Genomic DNA, 20,380 nt, shown 5'->3' on the forward strand with positions numbered 1-20,380 from the left:
ACCACAGCAATCTCGTCCGGAGTCACACACTCTCAACGCCACACCGGACCCCCAGGACACGCACCACCACAACCGACCTGACCAAGCCCTACTAGGCACTGTCTGATAAATGATCAGGCTGTGGGCGCGCGAAGTCGTCAGCTGCGTGGCCACATCGGCAGCCGCAGCCGCGAAAGGTCAGGCCCTTCAAACGGACGACATCGGCGCGTGAAAGGCTGAGCCGCATGACCAGTGAAGCCGATGAACCACGTCGAGACCTGTTCCTCCGAGACGGCCTGGAGGCAGCAGACGTGGTACGTGTTCACCGTGAGGCGCTTCGTGTCCTGCGAGACAGCATCGAGACGGCTCACGTCGATGCCTACAGCGATATCGCATGGTCACGGGAAGTGGCGCCCGCGTACGAGCAGGTGTTGTCGATGGCCGCCAACGAGGTGGCCGAGGGCGTCCGGTCTGCGAAAGGTGATCCTGGCATGGGGATTGACGTCGATGTCCGCGACGACACGCAGTTCGACGTGCTTCTGGCCTTGGCTCCCTACACGATTCATGCCGAGGCGTGGCGACAGGGTCGAGAGATCTTCAGCGCCAGCGACACGGGCACAGCCTTGTGGATCGCTGTCACATCGGAGCAAGAGGTTCGGCTCTTGTCACAGCTCGATGCGCTGGGTGTCCCGCAAACGGCGTTCACGAATCAACCTCGCAGGCGGCGAAGTCTGTTCGCCCGGTGGTCACGGCAGCAGATCGCGTAGCCACAAGATGAGCGAACTCAGCTGCAGTCCCGCCTGGTAGCGGGGCCGAGGACGCGCTCATCGACGCGTACACCGGGCTCTACGCGCTCACGCACGACATCGTCGACCTCACGACCCTGCATACCGACGACCCGGCCGGACACGAGGTCCACATGACGGTCACCGAATCGGATGTCACCGCCCCTGCCCGCACCGAGCAGGTCACCACCGTCTTGATGAGCCACGGCTTCCAGCCGTCCAGGGCGGACGGACGAACCGTCCTGCAGCTCCCGGCTTCCATGACCGACCGGGAGAAGGACCGTGCACTGGTCAGGGCGGAAGCGCACCTGAACGCCGTGGGCGGACCCCTCTCCATCCGACTCGGCCCGCCCTGCTCCAAACCGCAGACCTTGCCGGCAATAGCGGTCTCCGCTCCGGCACAGCCCCGCACCACCCGCTCCCGATAGCCGACCTGCCGCACCACCGCGACACAACACCCCAGAACACCCGAACGGCCGCCCTTGTTCACCGCCACCCGACACATCGACCTATCAGCCACCTCACCGTCCGCTTCAGCGACGAAGCGCTCCACGACGTCGAACAGCCACCGCACAAACCAGGACACCGACTGGCAGCCGGTCGAGACCCTGGCCTCCGCCATGGCCACACCCGCGACCTCCTGCAGGAACCAAGGCGTGCCTCCCCGAGACGCAGACTCCGGCCGACAGCCTGCACGGCGTCTCCCGCACCACCTCGGCGCTGACCACCGCTCGCCCGGTCCCGCTCCCAAATGGACCACGTCCCGGCCCCGCCCTGCGATGACAGCACGAGTTCAACCAGTAGCTGCTGTATGCCCACAAGCCTCAGCGAGAGGCGTAGAGGAAGTACAGATCAGTGCCCCGACCGGCGCGCTCCTTGCAGCTCGGCCGTTGCGGTGGGCGTGACCTGGAGGTGCCCTGCTGTGCGAGTGGAGCGGTTCCAGTTTGTTCGTGATATCGAACAAAGGTCGAAGTGTCGAGCAACCTGGATGATAGGGAACCGGGGAACGGTGTCAATACTTCTCGCATGATTCGCGAATGCCGTCGAAACATTCGCACCGCTATATGGATGAAACGCCACAGGTCAAGCCGATCGAATGGCCGGGCTGAGCGGATGGACAGCCCTTTGGCGCCGGAGCGGGGCCGGTTTCGTGGACGGTGTTGACCTACGGTCGCCGCTCTAATATCCGAAGGAGCCGTAGGTGCCCAGCCGATCAGGCGGACGACGGCTCCGCCTCCTCGTGACCGCCATGCTGACGGTCACCGCGTCCGTGACGACCTCCTCCCACTCCACCGCCACGGCCGCGCCCGGCAGCCCGGCGCTCACCTCGCCGCTGGGGGTGGAACAGCTGGAACAGCTTCGGGTGCGGGATGACCGAGGTCCAGGTGCGCCAGGCCGCCGACGCGATGGTGTCCTCGGGCATGCGGGACGCCGGCTACCGGTACGTCGTGGTCGCTCGCGTCATATCTGCACGGGCATTGGCGAGGCGTCGATTCGGGGCGCTCATCGCCGAGTTGGCCAGGCCGTGGACGGCGCGGGAAGAGTCCCGGCCGAGCGAACGCCGAGGCCATGACCGTCTGCGCGCCGAGGGCGGCGGACCCAGGCAGCAACTGGTCTTCACCGACCGGGCGATCGCGACCCTGGTAATCCTGCGGTTCCAGCTTCCGCACGCCGCCCTCGCTGTCTTCTACAGCGTGGACCGCTCCACCGTCACATCCGCCGTCCATGAGACCCGTCCAACCCCTGGCGGCGCGGGGTTTCGCAGTCCCCGGCGAGGCAGGACTGCGTCTGTACACACTGGCGGATGCCTTCGCCCACGCCACCGCGAAAGGTGTTGAGCTGGGCGCGGACGGCACCGAGGTACGGGTCCGGCGTCCGAAGGCGGGCCGCCCTGACCTGGCGTGCGTTCGTGTCCGGCGATCTGCGGCAGAACACCGAGAAGGCCACCGTCATCACCGACGGACAGGGCCGCACTCCGTGGACCGGTGCGCTCCGGCCGGGCCGCATGCATGATCAGACTGCGGTCAAGACCGAGGGGATAGAGCCCTCTTCGAGCAATACCCACAGGTCAAGACCAAGATGGATGCCGGATACCGGGGCGGGGCCAAACGGTCTCCCGACCAGGCCAGGCGCCGCTGAAGAAGCCCACCAAGGACGCGTCGGCCGAGAAGATCACTGTCTGGGAGGAAGCCCGCAAGAAGCAATCCGCGGAGCGGATATGCGTCGAGCACGCCAACGCCGAGCACAAGCAGTGGAGGTCCCTCGAGCGGCACCTCGGCCCCCGCAAGTACTACTCCGAGAGCCATCCGACCATCGCCGGCCTCGTCTCCGGCTGCACCGCAGAGCGGTAATCACCCACCAGCCCAACCCGCCAAGCCCACACGACGCAACGTCAGTTGCGCTCGGCATCGTAAGTTTCGGCGAACTTTCGGAAATGAGTCATTGACTACCGCTCTGCGCCGAGCGCATACTCCAGCGATCGACGCCTCTCCGTAACGGACACGACTCCATACGGTCACACCCGTCCACCTGGCACGTCCACACGCGCATGCCCGGAGCCGGAAAGCAGGGGTTGCAGTGATCGACACGACTTCGCGCACTGTGCCCGACCCTCGCTGTCGCCACGGCTGGCCTGACGCTTGAACACCAGATCAGCGCATGCACGAAATTTTGGCACACCCAACAGGCCATTGCCTTGCGCGAACTATCCCCACCCATTGTGACAATGACGACGGATCAGGAAGTTTCCACGATGACGAGGAAAGCACGCAGCGCGACGGCTGTCGCGATCGGCTTGGGCATCGCACTCGCTGCCACCGGCTGCGCCGGCGGCGGCGACAACAGCAGCGGTGCGTCCGATGGCAAGGTCACGTTGACCTTGTGGGAGAACGCGACGCCCGGGCCCGGTGCGGAATACTGGAAGGCCGCCGCGAAGGCATACCACTCGTTGCACCCGAACGTCACGATCAAGATCCAGGCGGTCCAGAACGAGGACTTCGACGGCAAGCTGCAGACCGCGCTCAACTCGAGCTCCGCGCCGGATATCTTCCTTCAGCGCGGTGGCGGCAAGATGCAGGCCATGGTCGACGCCGGCCAGATCCAGGCGCTGAACCTCACCGCCGCTGACAAGGCGAATGCAGGCGCGGCGGGTGTCGCAGGCTATTCGATCGACGGCAAGGTCTACGCGATGCCGGTCGACACGCAGCCCGAGGGCATCTACTACAGCAAGGACCTGTTCAAGCAGGCCGGCATCACCTCGACGCCGACGACGATGGACGAGCTCGAGGCCGATGTCGCGAAGCTGAAGGCGATCAAGGTCGCGCCGATCGCGGTCGGTGCCAAGGACGCCTGGCCGGCTGCGCACTGGTACTACAACTTTGCCCTGCGCGCGTGCAGCCAGGACACCATGAAGAGGGCTGCCAAGTCGCTCGAGTTCACCGATCCGTGCTGGACCAAGGCCGGCGACGACCTGGCTTCGTTCCTGAAGATCGAGCCCTTCCAGAAGGGTTTCCTGACGAACTCGTCGCAGCAGGGCGCCGGGTCGTCGGCGGGCATGCTCGCGAACCACAAGGCGGCCATGGAGCTCATGGGCAACTGGGACCCCGGTGTGATCGCCAACTTGACCCCGAACAAGAAGCCGCTCCCTGACCTGGGCTGGTTCCCCTTCCCTGCCGTGGCCGGTGGCCACGGCGACCCGACCGCCATCATGGGCGGCCTCGACGGATTCTCGCTGTCCAAGAACGCACCGAAGGAGGCCGTTGGCTTCCTCGAGTTCCTTGTGACCAAGGACCAGCAGGAGCCCTATGCCAAGGCCTTCTACACGATCCCGGTGAACAAGGAGGCCCAGGAGGTCGTCACCGACTCCTACAACATCTCGGCACTGCAGGCCTTCAACAAGGCCGCCTACTCCATGATGTTCCTTGACACCGAGTACGGCCAGAACGTCGGCAACGCCATGAACACCGCCGTCGTGAAACTGATGGCCGGCCAGGGCTCCGCCGCCGGCATCGCCAAGGACACCAATGCTGCTGCCGCGAAGGGCTGAGTAAGTAGACAATGAGCGACACCCTGGGTACTGACACGGCCACAGGCCGCCAGTCGCAGGGCACGCCTGGAGTCGGGGGCGCGGCCAAGTCCGCGCCTCCGACTTCGCCGCGAGCGGCTGGGCGCCGCCGCGGCCGTGTCAAGATGCGACTCGAGATCGCGGTCCTGTCCGGACCGGCAATCATTATGTTCTTGGCGTTCGTGATCTTCCCGGTCGCGCTCGCTGCGTTCTACGGCTTCTACCGGTGGCACGGCTACGGGGCGCCCACCGACTGGGTCGGCCTGGACAACTACAAGCTGATCCTCACCGACCCCGCGTTCCAGCAAGTTCTGTGGCACAGCGGCCTGATCATGGTGCTCTCACTGGTTATCCAGGGCCCGCTCGCGATCACCCTCGCGCTCCTGCTCAACCAGAAGATCCGCGGCCGCTCGATCATCCGCGTCCTGGTCTTCGTGCCCTACGTCGTCTCCGAGGTCATCGTCGGCACCGGCTGGAGCCTGATGCTCCAGAGCAACGGCGCCATCAACGACCTGCTGCAGCACATCGGCCTGGGCTTCCTGCAGGCTGAGTGGCTCTCCAACCCGAAGCTGGCCATCTGGACGCTGATGGGCATCATCTCATGGAAGTACATCGGCTTCGCGGTGATTCTGATGCTCGCCGGCCTGCAGTCGATCCCCGACGAGCTCTTCGAGGCCGCTCAGATCGACGGCGCCTCCTACTGGCAGGTCCAGCGCCGCATCACGCTGCCGCTGCTGGGGCCGACGATCCGCATCTGGGCGTTCCTGTCGGTCATCGGCTCGCTGCAGCTGTTCGATCTCGTCTACATCATCTGGGGTCAGTACGTCGCGGGCACTGCGGGCACCTCGACCATGGCAATCTACATGGTCGCCCAGGGCCGCAGCGCGGGCAACTACGGCTACGGCAGCGCCGTCGCGGTCGTGATGTTCCTGATCTCGCTCATCGTCGCGCTGATCTACCAGCGCTTCGTCCTGCGCCGTGACCTCCGGGGCGCCGTCACCGAAGGAGCCGTCTGATGAGCGCGACGACCACCAACTCCTGGCTTTCCTCCGCCGTGGAGCCGGATGCCCCCATCGACCGTCGCGACAATCGCGACAAGCCGCAGAAGTGGGGGAATCCCTTCACCTACTTCATCGCGCTGCTCTTCATCGGTGTCTGCATCGCACCGGTGCTCTATATCGTGCTCGGCGGATTCCGCACCAACTCGCAGATCACCACGAGCCCGGCCGCCCTACCGCACCCCTGGGTCGTCAGCAACTACATCAGCGTCCTGACGTCGACGACGTTCTGGGGCGAATTCGCCAACTCCATCATCGTCGGGCTCGTGAGCACCGTCGGCATCGTCGTCCTCGGCCTGATGGTGAGCTTCGTGCTCGCACGCTATGACTTCAAGCTCAAGGGCGCGATGTATTCCCTGTTCGCCGCCGGCCTGATGTTCCCGATGGTCATCGCGATCACCCCGCTGTACATCCTCATCAAGGAACTCGGCCTCGTCGACAACCTGTTCGGCGTGATCGTCCCGCAGATCGCCTTCGGCCTGCCGACGACCGTCATCATCCTGGTGCCGTTCCTCAGAGCCATTCCAAATGAGATCGAGGAGGCCGCCGCGATCGACGGTGCGAGCCGACTCGGATTCTTCTTCCGCATGGTGATCCCGCTGTCACTGCCCGGTGTGGTGACCGTCGGCATCCTCGCGTTCATCGGTAGCTGGAACAACTACGTCCTGCCCCTGTACATCCTCAACTCGCAAGCAAACTTCACCCTGCCGCTCGGCGTCCAGGCGTTCTCCTCGCAATACTCCTTGGACACCGCGAAGGTCCTCGCGTTCACCTCACTCGCAATGCTGCCCGCGCTGATCTTCTTCTCGATCTTCGAGAAGCGGATCGTCGGCGGTCTCACCGGCGCCGTGAAGGGCTGAAGCCAGCACCGGGTTCTGCCCCCAGACCGTCTCACGCCTGCCCCTGCCGTGCCTTCGGCAGGGGCAGGCCGCTGATCGGCGGCATCGCTCAGCCCACGGCACGCCCCGCGCCATCCCATAGAAAAGGACCATTGAATTGCCCCGCGCCCACATCGAGCTCGACAAGCAGGCCGTCATCGCTCCTGTCCGACGCCGCACCTTCGGCTCGTTCGTCGAGCACCTCGGCCGCTGCGTGTACACCGGGCTCTACGAGCCGGAGCACCCGAGCGCGAACGATGAAGGGTTCCGCATGGACGTCGTCGAACTCGTCAGGGAGCTCGGCAGCACGACCATCCGCTACCCGGGCGGCAACTTCGTCTCCGGCTTCCGCTGGGAGGACTCGGTCGGCCCGCGCGCGAATCGCCCGGTGCGCCGCGACCTCGCCTGGCACTCGCTCGAATCGAACCAGGTCGGCCTCGACGAGTTCGCCAAGTGGCTCAAGCTCACCGGCTCCGAGCTGATGCTGGCGGTCAACGTCGCCACGCGAGGCATCCTGCCCGCCCTGGACCTACTCGAGTACGCCAACCACCCGTCTGGCACGGCGCTGTCAGACTTGCGCATCGCCAACGGCACGCCGGACCCCCACAACGTGCGCATGTGGTGCCTCGGCAACGAAATGGACGGACCGTGGCAGACCGGCTTCATGACGGCGGACGACTACGGCAAGATCGCCGCCCGCACCGCCGCCGCGATGAAGACGGCCGACCAGGACCTCGAACTCGTCGTCTGCGGCTCCTCCGGCTCCGGCATGCCGACATTCGGCGACTGGGAGCGCACGGTGCTCGAGCACAGCTACGACTATGTCGACTACGTCTCGTGCCACGCGTACTACCAGGAGCACGACGGCGACCTCGGCTCCTTCCTCGCCTCGGCGATCGACATGGACTACTTCATCGACACCGTCGTCGCGACCGCCGACCACGTGGGGTACAAGAAGCGCTCAAACAAGAAGATCAACGTCTCCTTCGACGAGTGGAACGTCTGGTACCTCAAGGAGCACCAGGCGTCCGAGGAGGTCAACGACGAGTGGCGCTACGCCCCTCGGCAACTCGAGGACATGTACACGCTGGCCGATGCCGTCGTCGTCGGCAACCTGCTGATGACGCTCCTCAAACGTAGCGACCGCGTCACCTCGGCATCACTCGCGCAGCTCGTCAACGTGATCGCGCCGATCATGACCGAGCCCGGCGGCCCGGCCTGGCGGCAGACGATCTTCTACCCGTTCTCGATCACGAGCCGGCTTGCTTCCGGCGAGGTGATCCGGCCTGTGATCGAGACGCCAACCTACAAAACGGCGCGCCACGGCGAGGCATCCGTCATCGACGCCGTCGCGACCATCGACGAGGACCGGGCCGCGGTCTTCCTCGTCAACCGTGACCTGGAGGAGGCCGCGCAGGTCGTGATCGACGTGCGCAGCCTCGGCTCGTCGCGCATCGTCGAGGCGGTCACGCTCGCCGACTCCGACGTGTACGCGAAGAACACGCTCGCCGAGCAGCACCGGGTGACCCCGTCCGCAAACACGAGCGCGACACTCGTCAACGGCGTGCTCACCATCGAGCTGCCGCCGATTTCATGGACGGCGATCGCCCTACGCTGAGCGACGACACGAAGCAGATCTGGCGCCGTGTCGGAGTCCTGTCGCGGCGCCAGATCATGTCACGGCAAACTCACTCGGAACGTTCGCCGAGGTGGCGCTGCCCCGGCGCACTATCTGCTGCAGTCGTTGCTGCTCCTGATCGGTCAGTCTGCGTACTCGTACCGGCTCCGCCATTGCTCCTCCCCTGCAGGACAGACCAGTCGCGCGACTCGCTTGGACTTCGTCGCCCTGGGACGGCATGCACAAGCTCCGTACGAACGAGCCCGTCTGACAAGGCGTCAGACCGCCCACACCGTCGCGGGCGGTCTGCTCCGGCTGCGACTGCCGACGGGGGACGGCCCACATCGCCCCTCCCGATTCAAGATCCGGACCAGTACCGGGCCAAGGCACTGTGCAGAGCCTCGAACGTAGGCATCTGCCCAGGTCATTGGGCATCACGCTCGTGTACCACCAGCAGACGAAGAATCTGCTGGTGTCGTACTCGGCGAAGAAGCTCCCACATGAGTGATCGAACACAGCATCACAGCCCGCCACACTCGGCCACACTCGGCCACACAAGCAGAGTGTCTGGTATTCGAAATCGGGTTCTAGATTTCGCCCGCTCCCACCCGTTACGGCGACAGCAGAACCTCCGTTACCCGAGCACCTGTCCGCATCTCGCCCCGAGGGGTCCCCATGCATCCCGTACGCCGCCCTGCGCTCGTTCATCCTGCGTTCGAGAACACCGCTGTCTCCTCGGGCACCAACCCTCGCATCACCTCCGACCGCGCCGCCCTGCTCGCCGAGGGGTCACGACCGGATACGAGGTACCTGGCATGACGGAATCCACTCGTCTTCCCTCTTCCCTCGCCACCTGGGTGGAGAGCGAGCTGGGCCCCTTGAACTGTGTGCGGGACGCCTCGCATGCCCGCGACAACTCCCAGGTGTGGAGGGTGACCGGACCGGCCGGTGACCACTACGTGAAAGTGGCGCCCAAGCCGATCCTGTATACGCGCGAGACCTGTGCCTACCGGGTGGCCGTTCCTCACCTCGGCCACGGCAACGCCCCGGTGCTGCGTGACAGTTCTGCAGAGCTGCTCGCCCTGATCCTTACCGCTGTGGACGGCGAGCCGTTGGAGGATGAGGAGTCACCCGCGCGCCGCCGCGTTGCCCACCGGCAGGCCGGCCAGCTCCTGCGCCGATTCCACGACGCAATGACCGGCCCCCTGGTCCAGCCTGAAGCCGCCAGAGTCGTCGAGAACACGGTGGCCGGCCTGGACAAGCACCTCGCGGAGGCCGGCGACCATCTGTCCGCCGCGGAAGCCGACACGCTGCGGCACCTGGTGAGCGCGCTGCCCGGCTGCGGACCGCTACCGGCTGGGTGGAGGCACGGGGACTTCTGGGAGCGCAACCTGCTGTGGAACGGCCGACGCTGCGCATTGATCGACTTCGAGCGCAGCGAACCGGGCCCTCTCGTCACCGACTTCGTCAAACTCGCCACCTCGCTGTGGCCGGACCACCCCGAACTGCGAACCGCCCTGTTCGAGGGGTACGGCCGACCTCTGTCCGAGACAGAAGAACGGGCGCTGAGAGCGTTCTCTGTAGCCGACGCCGCCAGCGCACTCGCCTACGGCCCCCGGCACGGCGACCCGCTCGTGACCGCGCGCGGCCGGCGCACCGTCGAATGCCTGATGCAGGAGGGCCGTCTGTGAGCGACGCGCCTCACCTGCTGATCTCTGACGTGGCCCAGGTCCTGCTCCGTGCGAACGGTGCCGCCCGGTGCGTGCGCCGCAAGCGGGACGCGCCCCTCGCACCGGGACAACTCACCGTCGTGGGCGGCCATCTGGAAGCCGGCGAAGCGCTCGATCGCGCCGCGCGGCGCGAAGCAAACGAAGAGACAGGGGTCCGCATCAGCGCTGACCAGCAGGAGTTCTGCGGCCTCATCCACCACCACGAACCCGGCGATGGCTTGGACAGGGTCACCGCTGTGTTCGTCGCCCAGTCCTGGGAGGGCGAGCCGCACAACGCCGAGCCGGACAAGCACGAAGGTCTGTTCTGGGTGCCGATGGACAAGCCCCCGCCGGACTGCCACCCCTACGCCACCCACATCTTCCACATGCTCGCCCACGGCCCGTCCTACCGGGCTCTGAACTGGCCGACGCAGGGAGGCAGCGAGTGAAGCGATTCTTCGGTAAGGTCCGCATGGCGGAGCCTCAGGTCTCCGACGCGGAGCGAGAGCTCTTCGGTGGGCCACTGCGCTACGACATGGGCTGGTCCCAACACGAGCACGCGGGCCTGGACTTGACCATGCGGTCAGCGCTGCGTCAGATGCCCAGACTCGTCAGCGCCACCCTGCGGATGGCCTGGAGCGCGGATCGCCGCGCGCTCGTGGTGGTGGCGATCAGCGAACTCGGCCAGGGCATCGCCGCTGCGGTCGGCCTGCTTGCCATCAACGCAGTCATGCACGCGCTTTTGGGGGCCGGAGACCCTGTCGAGCGGCTGCACGCCTTACTGCCGGGCCTGCTCGCCGCCGCAGGCGTCGCCGTCGTGAACTCCGCCTTGGCCGGCTGGTCGACCTCTCGGGCCGGACGCCTGGAGCCGAAGGTCGAGCGGATCGCCACGACGCAATACCTGGCCGCGGCAACCGCCGTCGAACTCGAAGCGATTGACGATCCGGACTTCCGCCGCCTGATCGACATCGCCCAGTACGGGCCCGCCTCCGCGCGCCGCATGATCGGCGCCTGCGTCTCCGCGCTGAACAGCACCATCTCGTTGATCGCCACGGCCGGTGTGCTCACTGTCTTGCACCCGGCACTGCTGCCCATGCTGCTGGTCATCGCGGCTCCCCGCGGTTGGGGCGCCATGCGGGTGGCACAGGAACGTTATGTGTCGATGATGAGCTGGATTGAGCACCTGCGGGCCAGCCGTCTCATCGGAAACCTTCTCACCGAGCGAATGGCTGCCCAAGAAGTACGTATCCACGCCGTCGGCCCCTTCCTTCTCGACCGGTACCGGCGCATGGCCGCGAGCGCAGAAGCGGAACAGGAACGCCTGGCCTCCAGCAAGGCCATCACCGAATGGGTCGCCTCCGCGCTGTCCGGGCTGGCGATGGCCGCCACCTACGGAAGCATGATCTGGCTGATCATGGCCGGGCACCTGAGCCTCGCCGTCGCCGGCACCACCGTGATCGCGGTACGGACCGGGTCAGCGAGCCTGGGCGCCCTGGTGATGAACATCAACCAGCTGCACGAAGAGTCCCTCTACGTCAGGGACCACGGACAGTTCCTGGTCGAGGCCGCCCAACGCGCCATCCCGCAGACCGGCAGTCCCGTCCCTGCCCAGGTCAGGCAGGTCTCCTTGGAGCACGTCACCTACCGGTATCCCGACCGCGACGCACCGGCCCTGGACGACGTGACGCTCACCTTCCCCATGGGGTCGGTCACCGCCGTGGTGGGTGAGAACGGCTCCGGCAAGAGCACGTTGATGAAGATCCTGTCCGGGCTGCTCCTCCCTCACGACGGAACCGTGAGATGGGGTGAGGCCGACATCTCCGGGCTGGAACGCTCCCAGGTCTTCGACCGCGTCTCCCTTCTCACCCAGGACTTCCAACGCTGGCCCGTAACTGCCGCGATGAACATCCGCATCGGCCGCCCCGGCCACGACGCCTCGACCCGCGACCTGCAGACATCCGTCGACTACGCCGGAGCCGGATCCGTCACCGCCAAACTGCCCAACGGGCTGGACAGCATGCTCGGCCGCATGTTCCGCGGAGCCATCGAACTCTCCGGCGGCGAATGGCAGAAAGTGGGCCTCGCCCGCACCCACTGGCGTAGCTCAACATCGCAGGCGGACACCGTCCTCATCGTCGACGAGCCCACCTCCGCCCTCGACCCCGAAGCCGAGATCCAAGCCTTCGACCGCATCCGCCGCCTCGCCGCCCCGAACCGGGCCGTCGTCCTGGTCACCCACCGCATGTCCGGCGTCCGCCACGCCGACCACATCTACGTCCTCAGCCAAGGACATCTCGCCGAACACGGCACACACGACGAACTCATCGCCACGCGCGGCCGGTACGCCGCCATGTTCGACACCCAAGCCGCCCAGTACGCCCCCACCGCCAGCATCCCGAACCCTGCCGCACCCACCGTCTCGGACCCTGCATGACCCGCTCGCACGAAAGGCCCGCCGTGACGACACCCCCCACCACCGACCTCGACGAAGCACTCACCCTGCGCCACCAGCTGGCCGACCAGCTCGCCGAGGCGGGTCACATCCGAAGCCCCGCGGTCGACGAGGCCCTGCGTACCGTGCCCCGGCACGCCTTCTCCCCCGAAGTACCGGTCCGGAAGGCGTACGCCAACGACATCGTCGCCACCCGCCACAGCGACGACGGCAGCATCATCAGCTCCATCTCTGCGCCCTGGCTGCAGGCCGACATGCTCGAAGCCGCCCGCATCCGGCCAGGCCACCGTGTCCTGGAGATCGGCTCCGGCGGCTACAACGCCGCCCTCATGGCCGAACTCGTCGGCCCGACCGGCAGCGTCACCACCCTCGACATCGACCCGGCCGTCACCGACCGCGCCACCCGCTTCCTGCCCCAGACCGGATACGACCACGTCCACGTGGTCACCGCGGACGCCGAGCACCTGCCCGCCGGCATCGTGCCGGACGGCGGCTTCGACGCCATCCTGGTCACCGCCGACACCTGGGACCTGCCCTGGATCGACGCTCTCACCGACGGCGGACGCCTCGTCGCCCCGCTCCGCCTACACGGCTACCACTGGGCCATCGGCTTCACCAAGCACGACAGGGCCCTGCACAGCGACGAGCCGCTCATCGTCTGCGGCTTCGTCGCTATGCAGGGCGACGGCGTCTGGAAGGCGAACCGGCGCACCGTCCCCGGCACCGGCGTACACCTCTCCTGGGAAGACGGCGCCCCACTGCCCGTCGACCAGCTCGCCCCCGCCCTCACCCGCGAACCGACCGTGGCGCACACCCACGTCACCGTCGGCGGCCAGGAACCCTTCGACGCCCTCACCCTCTACCTGGCCGGCGCCCTGCCCGGCTTCTGCCGCCTTGCGGTCGACCCCGACGGCGACAACGGGGTCCTGAACCCGCCGCCCAAGCACTGGCCCGGCGCCGCGATCGTCCGCGGTTCCTCCCTCGCGCGGCTGGCCACCGAGCGCTTCTCCGACGGCGACGACGGCAACGGCCTGTACGAGTTCGTCGTCCACGGCTACGGGCCCCACGGCCACCTGGCTGCGAAGGAGATGGTCGAGCAGGTCCAGCACTGGCAGCGCAACCACCGCGCCGCCCTCTGCCCGCGCATCACCATTCACCCCCTGGACGACAACAGCCCCACGCCCGCGACCGGTGCTCCGCACGTGTTCGTCAAGAAGCACACCCTCGTCGTGATCGACTGGCCGACGATTCCCGGTACCGCGGCTCTGCTTACCGACGACGACGGCCGCTACCTGCTCCACCTTCGCTCGGCGAACAGACCGATCTGGCGCCCGGGACACTGGGCCCTGCTCGGCGGAGACACCGAGAGGGGCGAGACCTGCGACGAAGCCATCGCCCGGGAACTCGACGAGGAGATCGGACTCGTCATCCCGGACCTGACCGGATTCGCCACGCTGGACACCCTGGATGCGAGCGGGGCCTTCAAGGGCCGCGTGCGCGTCTACCACGGCACGCTGAACACCCCCGCGCACGAGATCGATCTACGCGAGGGCATCCAGCTTCGCTGGACCCGTATCGAGGAAATCGCCGAGATGACCATGGACCCCGGCGCCGCCGCGGTCCTGCACGCTCACCACAACGCGGACCAGCCCGCTGGGCGCCAGGACGCAACGCTTCCTGTGGTGGAAGTCCGCGAGCCGCGCGATCACCGCAGCCGCAGCATCGTCGGCGCCCACCTCGTCCTCCTCCGTGACGGGGCCGTTCTTCTGGGCAAGCGCCACCCGGACAGTGCCTTCGCCCCCTCGACCTGGCACCTTCCCGCCGGACACCGCGAAGACATGGAATCCGCCGTCACCTGCATGGTCCGGGAAGCGGAGGAAGAGACCGGACTCCGCATCCCGCAGAGCGACTTGTCACTCGTCCACGTCCTCGACCTGCTCGACCCCGGGAGCACGATCCCGCGCATGGGGCTGTTCTTCGCTCCCTCCCGCTGGGAGGGCGAGCCTGTCGTACGTGAACCGGAGTGCTGCACCGAGTGGTGCTGGTGGCCGCTGGATGCGCTGCCCGAGCCCATCGTCGAGTACACGCGCGTCGCCTTGGAGGCCATCTCCAACGGCACCTCCTACGTCCCCATGGGCTGGTCCTGACGGGGTCTACATCCGGACGACCGGCTTGACGGCACTCTCGGCGGCTCCGCTGCACTGCCGTCGCCAGAACCGCTACCGAGAAGGGCGTGCCTTCTCAGATGTTCACCACGCAGGACGAAGAGGACCGCTGCAACGCCGAAGGGCGCCGCACGCCGTCGAGTTCGACCACCGCCCTGCCCGGCCCGGCCGCCCCATGCCGATGACGCCATCGCAGTACGCGCAGACCGTCCCCCACCACACGGTGTACGGCTGTCTGTACGTCCGGGACGAGCACGACCGGCCGGTACAGCTACGCTCGGTCTACGGCTCGCGGCTCTGGCAGTTCCCGGGCGGCAACCTCGACGCGCAAGGGGAAGATCCGCTCCAGACCGCCCGGCGCGAAGCGGTCGAGGACAGCAGCGCTCTTGAGAGCTGTCCTGTGCCATCGAAGTTTGAGTGACCTGGGTTACTTAGACGGTGTCCTACGTGGTGAGTTTGAGGAGTCGCTTGTAGCAGCACAAGGCAGCGGCAAGGCCGAGAAAGGCCAGGTAGTTGGCGGGTTGGCGCTTGTAGCGGGGGCTGAGTCTGCGGTAGCCGGACAGCCACGAGATCGTGCGCTCGATTGTCGGCGTCGACGTCAGCGGGCGAATCCGCGGCCGGCAGCACCGTTGGTTCCGCCGCAGCACGACGGCATCCGGTACGGACGCGGAGTCCGTACTCCCGCGTCCTGTCGCAGACGCGGAAGCACAGCTCGTTCGGTCTCTCGATGCGGTGCCCTATCGCAGGTCGTCGACGTCCAGTTCGGCGCCGACCACCAGGGTGACCTCGCCCACCGGAGCGGCGGCGTCCTCGACAGGGCGCGCGCCGGGCACCTGGGACGCGAGGACCGCGGCCCGGTCGGCGAGGCCCGGGGGATAGGTGACCGTGGTGCGGCCGGCGTGCGGCGCGTTGCCGGTGCCCGTGACGGTGAACCCGGCCTCGCGCAGTCTCTCGGCGACCGCGGCGGCCTTCCCCTCGGCGTCCGATCCGTTGAGGACACGCACGTGCACGGAGGACGCGTACAGCGGATTCTTCGTGTCCGCCTCCAGGCGCTTCTTGTCGATCTCCCTGTCCTTGGCCAGGGCGGTGAACACGGTGGCGGCCTGCGGGTACTGCCACACCACATTGGCCTTGTCCGTCGGGACGTCGGCTTCGCGCGGGTAGCTGGGAACGGTGAGGAACGTCAACCGGTCCTCGGGGACAGCCTTCAGCTCGGACGCGAGGCCGGTGAGGGCTTTCGCACCGGCCAGTTCGTCGTCCGTGGTCAGGGACTTGGTGAGGGACTGCAGCAACTTGTAGAGAGCGACGGGGTCGGTGATCTTCGACTTGGCCTTCTCGGCCAGCGCCGACATGAACTCCTGCTGGCGGCCGATGCGTCCGATGTCGGAGCCGTCGCCCACGCTGTAGCGGGCACGCACGTAGCCGAGCGCCTTCTCGTCCCTGATCGTCTGGCAGCCGGCCTCCAGATCGAGGTGGGCCTTCTTGTCGTGGATGGCCTGCTCAGGGCAGACCTCTATGCCTTCCAGGGCGTTGACCATGCCCTTGAACCCCTGGAATTCGACCGACATGAAGTTGTCGATGCGCAGACCGGTATTGGCTTCGATGGTCTTGATGGTGCAAGCGGCGGCGTCGGCCACCTCGCCGCCTGTGCCGCCGAGCGAGAACGCCTCGTTGATCTTGAAGTGATGGACCTCGGAGGTCGTACCGTCGCCCTTGTCGCAGGCCGGTATTCGCACCCAGGAGTCGCGGGGTAGGGACACGACCGCGGCCCACTTCCGGTTCGCGGGGATGTGCAGGACCATCAGCGTGTCGGAGTGCATGGTGCCCCCCTCCATGCCGCCGTACCGGGCATTGGCCCCGGACCTGCTGTCGGAGCCCACGACCAGGATGTTCCGCGACCCGGGACTGAGGTTCTCCGGGCGGTCGTCGCCGAGCTTGCCGTCGAGGTGGGCGCCGTGGATGTTGCCGTCGAGGTCGTTGTAGATCCACGCACCGGCACCGCCGGCGCCGAGGACGCACACGGCGCCGATACCGGCGGTCCAGGCAACGATCCGGCCCCGCCGCGTCAGCCCGTCCGACTTCCCGCCCGGTTTCCCGCCCGCTCGCCTACGCGAGCGCCCGGCCGCCGGAGCACTCTTTCGTCCGCGTGTCCCACCCATGTGAATCGCCCCCCGCGCCCCGCCCCGACCACCCGGCGTGACCGGACACCAGACGCCCGATGTCGATCACCGGACTTTATACGATCGTTTCCAACGTGCAGCTGTTGGTGCAGCGAAGCTCCGGCTTAATGGTGCGGCGCGGCTTGATTGATGTGGAGTCTTGAAAGCTGAGGTGGAGCTGCGTGACGGCCGACAGCGTGAGCCAGGTGTCGTGGTCGTCGAGGAACGATCGCCACGACTGCGTCGCGGTGAGGCCCCGCGCGTAGTGGTCCTTGAGCCGTTGGTAGGTGTCCTCCGGCATGGTCGGCCGCGGCACTGGTCGTTCGTTGGGGAAACGTGGGCTGAGGATCCGCTTGAGCAGCCAGAGAGGAATCTGCCAACGATGGGCGATCCGGCGCAGGCTTTGCTTGCTCCAGCTGGCTTCGTCGTGAGCGCGGCGAGTGACTTCTCCATTGGGAAGCCACTCTGGCGCTCGGTTTTTGCGCGGAGGTGAGCCGAAGCGCAACAGGTGTCGCAAAGGCAGGCTTGTTGTCACCAGATCCTCGGCGTCCGGTGCTTGTACCCGCTATTTCACCCGTTCGTCATCTGCGTCAGACGGTGGGCTATGACCCGGCTATATCGGTGTGGTGATCAGCGAGGACGGCGACTTTCTGTGAGTGCTTTACGGGCCGTCTTCGTGCGGATTGCCCGGTAGTAGAGCGATTTGGTGGATGAATACCTCCAAGGGAGTGCCTCCGTGAAGCCGTCTACCTGGCGGAACTGCTCTCGGGCCGCTCTGTACCGGCCCTGCCGGTACAGGAAGTACGCCAGCAGGTGCCGTACTTCCGGGAGCCTCGGGTGGTCCGGGTCGGCGAGTGCTGCGTCGTCGAGTGCTGCGTCAACCAGTGCGTGTACCTGTGCGCTGCGAAATCCGAAATCGCCCAGTTCATCCGCGTGGTTCTCGTACCAGGCGATCACCGGCAGCACGGCCAGCAGGCTCCCCGGCGGCGCCCCGGCGGCCGACTTCTCGGCGGGGCGGTGCCGTGGTGATCGAATCGTTGCCGCACCGCGTACAACCGCGTACAGCCCTGCCTTGTCCCACAGTCAGCCGCGAGGACGAACCTCCGGCCGGTGCGCCTACGCGCTCGGTCCAGGCTGCAGGGGAAAGGCGGGCTCGAAGATGGGGAAGACGATGTGGAGAGCGGTGGTGGTCGGTGGAGCGGCGGTCGTGTTCACAGGGGTGGCGGCGGTGCCGGCCGGGGCGGCGGAGGGTGGGGTCTCCTTCACCCGGGTCGCGGTGAACGGCGGAAAGCCGATCGTGATCGGGGTCAAGGAGGAGGTCGAGGTGCATGCGGTCTTCCGGATGACGACCAGGCTCAGATACGACTTCGGGCCGACGGTGTTCCCCTACCGGGGGAAGCCCGACACTGGGGACACGCTGCACAGCTCCGTCATCACCAGCGACTGTGAGGTCGTGGACAGGGCGAAGGGAATCTGCGACTTCGGGGAATGGCTGTACATCGACCCGCGGAACCTTGACTTCGGGAACGAGGACGCCGGCACCTGGGGAACTGCTGCTCGGGTCTTTCTCGCCGGTGACGCCCACGACACTGACGACGAGGACCTCCCGTTGCAGGTCAAGCGGGCCACGCGCGTCACTGTCAACGCCTCGCCGGAGCCGGTCGCGAAAGGGAAGACGATCACCGTGACCGGGCGGGTCACACGGGCGAACTGGGACACCCACACGTACCAGGGGTACGCGGGCCGCACGGTGAGCCTGCAGTTCAAGGCGGCGGGCGCCTCCTCGTACACGACGGTCAAGAAGGCGACGTCGAGTAGTACGGGGGCGCTCAGGACCACGGTGAAGGCCACCGGGTCGGGGACGTGGCGGTGGACGTACTACGGGAACTCCACCTCGGGGGCGAAGTCGTCGACCGGGGATCACGTCGCCGTGCGGTAGGCGACGTGCGCGGACCGCTTTCCCTCGCAGAAGCGTCATCATCCGGACGAGGAAGACGGTGTGCACCCCGTGGCCGCGGGCATGGGTGGTCAGGGCCGCCGTGACGGCGGCGGCCAGGCCCTGGCGGCGAGCGGTGGGCAGGGTGCCGTCCGGGGTGACGGCAGCGATGAGTGTCTTGTGCCCGGCGCGGATGGCGGGGGCGGGTCGTTGCGACAGCGCCGTCCGCGGCCAGTTCCTCGGCCGCCGCCGCCAGTTCCGCGCGGCCCGCCGAGCCCACCGCTGTGGCCGCCTCGGCGAAGGCCAGGCGGGGAAGGGCGAGAGCTGCGGGCAGGGCCGGGTCGTCGGCCGACAGCGCGCGGACCGTGACGCCGTCCGGCAGGGGCTGCGGGGGGCATCGCGTGGTGCGGGTCGAGGGCCATCAGCGGGCGTTCTTCCACCGGGAGGCCGACGGCCTCGATACGGGCGCGCAGCATCGGCTCCGCCTCAGCGAGGCACTCGAATGCTTCCGGCACGCCGAGTTCGCGCTGCCGGCCGCGCACCCGGGCGATGTCGGCGGCGGTGACGACTGCTGAGCCGTCTGGGGTGGGCTGAGCGTGGCTCGGCCCGCCGTGGTACGGACCCGGCGGGTGGGGACAAGACGGCGGTACGCCACCACGCACTCCCCCGCCGACGCCAGCGCCTCGTCGAGCCGCCCCAGTTCGTGCTGCGCCTGCGCCCCAAGGCGCAGCACGAACTCTCGCGCTGTCGGCAACCACCGTGCGCCCGGTACGGCCGGCAACGCGTCCATCGAGGTGCACGCCTCTTCGTACCGGCCGACGAGCAGGCGCGTGAAGGCATGCAGGCACAGGGCGCGAGCCAGGAGATCCCGGTGCCGCGGACGCGGGCCCTCCACCTCGACCCGAGCGAGGCACACGGCGACCGCTTCCTCGACCCAGACCAGCCGACGCTTGGACGACGGCGGCCGCGGCAGCACCCAGCCGGGGGCGATGCAGTGCATCAGTGCCACGCCAAGCAGGGGCCGACCGCCCCGTGGGCTCAGCCGGGCCGCGGCACGTGGCAACGGCAGCAGTGGGCGCACCAGCCCCATCGGCTCCCCCTCTTGGGCCGATAGCCAGAGTACGACCGAGCCCTCTCCGTGGTGGCCCCGAATGCCGTCGACGCACGGGTGGGGCTGGTCCTGTTCCCTGCAAGGGGGTTGGCCGGCGCGGAAAGCTGCCGCTGAGCATGGCGTCGATCGTCGGTTGCTCGCCCTACGCGGACGGCGCTGCCACCGGCCCCAGCCGCGTGTTACGGCAATATGGTTTTGATATTAAATCCAGTATCGAATCGTTGCCCTGACTCACCGTCGGCTGGCAGATTGCGTGAGCACGACAAGGTTTTCACGGCCAGGGGTCGGGGCGTTCGCGGATCACGCGGGTCTGCCCGATAGCAGCGCGCGGCACCCAGGGATCGCGACAACCATCGAGGCGCCGCGCCACCCGCGGCGTTGTACGACACCCCCAGGACAGCGGAGCCGGCTCACCCCGACTTCGCGACGGACAACGGCCCGGTCCGACCGGGCCGTGAAAGGCGATG

16 protein-coding genes and 2 pseudogenes are annotated in these 20,380 nt (G+C 67.3%); 14 read left to right on the forward strand and 4 right to left on the reverse strand.

Translation table 11 applies throughout. The annotated features are described in order from the left end of the window. The first annotated feature begins 224 nt into the window (after window positions 1–224). From ACIA8E_RS29420 to ACIA8E_RS29475, 12 genes and pseudogenes are all read left to right on the forward strand, one after another. A complete protein-coding gene (locus tag ACIA8E_RS29420) occupies window positions 225–746 on the forward strand; it encodes a hypothetical protein (protein WP_399302425.1) in 522 nt (173 codons plus the stop codon). A 152-nt stretch (window positions 747–898) separates the two neighbouring features. After that, window positions 899–1,192, forward strand: a complete 294-nt coding sequence (locus ACIA8E_RS29425; protein WP_399302427.1) for a hypothetical protein — start codon at window positions 899–901, stop codon at window positions 1,190–1,192. A gap of 773 nt (window positions 1,193–1,965) precedes the next feature. Next, window positions 1,966–2,218 (forward strand): annotated as a pseudogene (locus ACIA8E_RS29430) (alpha-galactosidase); the annotation flags it as partial. A 1,241-nt stretch (window positions 2,219–3,459) separates the two neighbouring features. Further along, a complete protein-coding gene (locus ACIA8E_RS29435; RefSeq protein WP_399302429.1) occupies window positions 3,460–4,809 on the forward strand; it encodes an ABC transporter substrate-binding protein in 1,350 nt (449 codons plus the stop codon). Window positions 4,810–4,994: 185 nt separating this feature from the next. Then, window positions 4,995–5,843 carry a carbohydrate ABC transporter permease gene (locus tag ACIA8E_RS29440; protein WP_399302580.1) on the forward strand — a complete coding sequence of 283 codons (849 nt, stop codon included), beginning with the start codon at window positions 4,995–4,997 and terminating at the stop codon, window positions 5,841–5,843. Beyond that, entirely contained in the window at window positions 5,843–6,745 is a 903-nt protein-coding gene (locus tag ACIA8E_RS29445) for a carbohydrate ABC transporter permease (protein ID WP_399302431.1), read from the forward strand. The genes ACIA8E_RS29440 and ACIA8E_RS29445 overlap by 1 nt, the downstream gene beginning before the upstream one ends. A 136-nt stretch (window positions 6,746–6,881) precedes the next feature. Next, window positions 6,882–8,381, forward strand: a complete 1,500-nt coding sequence (locus ACIA8E_RS29450; protein ID WP_399302433.1) for an alpha-N-arabinofuranosidase — start codon at window positions 6,882–6,884, stop codon at window positions 8,379–8,381. Window positions 8,382–9,196: 815 nt separating this feature from the next. Further along, window positions 9,197–10,072 carry a phosphotransferase enzyme family protein gene (locus tag ACIA8E_RS29455; RefSeq protein ID WP_399302435.1) on the forward strand — a complete coding sequence of 292 codons (876 nt, stop codon included), beginning with the start codon at window positions 9,197–9,199 and terminating at the stop codon, window positions 10,070–10,072. Beyond that, window positions 10,069–10,539, forward strand: a complete 471-nt coding sequence (locus tag ACIA8E_RS29460; protein WP_399302437.1) for an NUDIX domain-containing protein — start codon at window positions 10,069–10,071, stop codon at window positions 10,537–10,539. The genes ACIA8E_RS29455 and ACIA8E_RS29460 overlap by 4 nt, the downstream gene beginning before the upstream one ends. Next, on the forward strand, window positions 10,536–12,524 hold the full coding sequence (locus tag ACIA8E_RS29465) for an ATP-binding cassette domain-containing protein (RefSeq protein WP_399302439.1): 1,989 nt from the start codon (window positions 10,536–10,538) through the stop codon (window positions 12,522–12,524). Before ACIA8E_RS29460 ends, ACIA8E_RS29465 begins: the two co-directional genes overlap by 4 nt. A gap of 23 nt (window positions 12,525–12,547) precedes the next feature. Next, the gene (gene fxlM, locus ACIA8E_RS29470; RefSeq protein ID WP_399302442.1) at window positions 12,548–14,689 is read left to right on the forward strand and encodes a methyltransferase, FxLD system; all 2,142 of its coding nucleotides are present in this window, start codon (window positions 12,548–12,550) and stop codon (window positions 14,687–14,689) included. A 199-nt stretch (window positions 14,690–14,888) separates the two neighbouring features. Continuing rightward, a complete protein-coding gene (locus ACIA8E_RS29475) occupies window positions 14,889–15,128 on the forward strand; it encodes an NUDIX hydrolase (protein WP_399302444.1) in 240 nt (79 codons plus the stop codon). A 22-nt stretch (window positions 15,129–15,150) separates the two neighbouring features. On the opposite strand, the pseudogene ACIA8E_RS29480 reads toward ACIA8E_RS29475, so the two are convergent. The 4 genes and pseudogenes from ACIA8E_RS29480 to ACIA8E_RS29495 all read right to left on the reverse strand — a co-directional run. After that, window positions 15,151–15,291: pseudogene (locus tag ACIA8E_RS29480) on the reverse strand (IS5/IS1182 family transposase); the annotation flags it as partial. A 153-nt stretch (window positions 15,292–15,444) separates the two neighbouring features. After that, on the reverse strand, window positions 15,445–16,866 hold the full coding sequence (locus tag ACIA8E_RS29485; RefSeq protein WP_399302446.1) for an LCP family protein: 1,422 nt from the start codon (window positions 16,864–16,866) through the stop codon (window positions 15,445–15,447). Window positions 16,867–16,942: 76 nt separating this feature from the next. Continuing rightward, window positions 16,943–17,401: a hypothetical protein gene (locus ACIA8E_RS29490; protein WP_399302448.1), complete on the reverse strand. Its 459-nt coding sequence runs from the start codon at window positions 17,399–17,401 to the stop codon at window positions 16,943–16,945. A 95-nt stretch (window positions 17,402–17,496) separates the two neighbouring features. Beyond that, on the reverse strand, window positions 17,497–17,832 hold the full coding sequence (locus tag ACIA8E_RS29495; RefSeq protein ID WP_399302450.1) for a hypothetical protein: 336 nt from the start codon (window positions 17,830–17,832) through the stop codon (window positions 17,497–17,499). A 193-nt stretch (window positions 17,833–18,025) separates the two neighbouring features. On the opposite strand from ACIA8E_RS29495, the gene ACIA8E_RS29500 reads away from it, so the two are divergent. Together ACIA8E_RS29500 and ACIA8E_RS29505 are read left to right on the forward strand one after the other, a co-directional pair. Continuing rightward, complete coding sequence (locus ACIA8E_RS29500; protein WP_399302452.1) at window positions 18,026–18,805, forward strand: hypothetical protein; 780 nt, start codon at window positions 18,026–18,028, stop codon at window positions 18,803–18,805. A gap of 398 nt (window positions 18,806–19,203) precedes the next feature. Then, window positions 19,204–19,377: a hypothetical protein gene (locus ACIA8E_RS29505; RefSeq protein ID WP_399302454.1), complete on the forward strand. Its 174-nt coding sequence runs from the start codon at window positions 19,204–19,206 to the stop codon at window positions 19,375–19,377. Window positions 19,378–20,380: the final 1,003 nt, after the last annotated feature.

This window comes from Streptomyces sp. NPDC051664 (assembly GCF_044453545.1).
Taxonomy (GTDB): domain Bacteria; phylum Actinomycetota; class Actinomycetes; order Streptomycetales; family Streptomycetaceae; genus Streptomyces.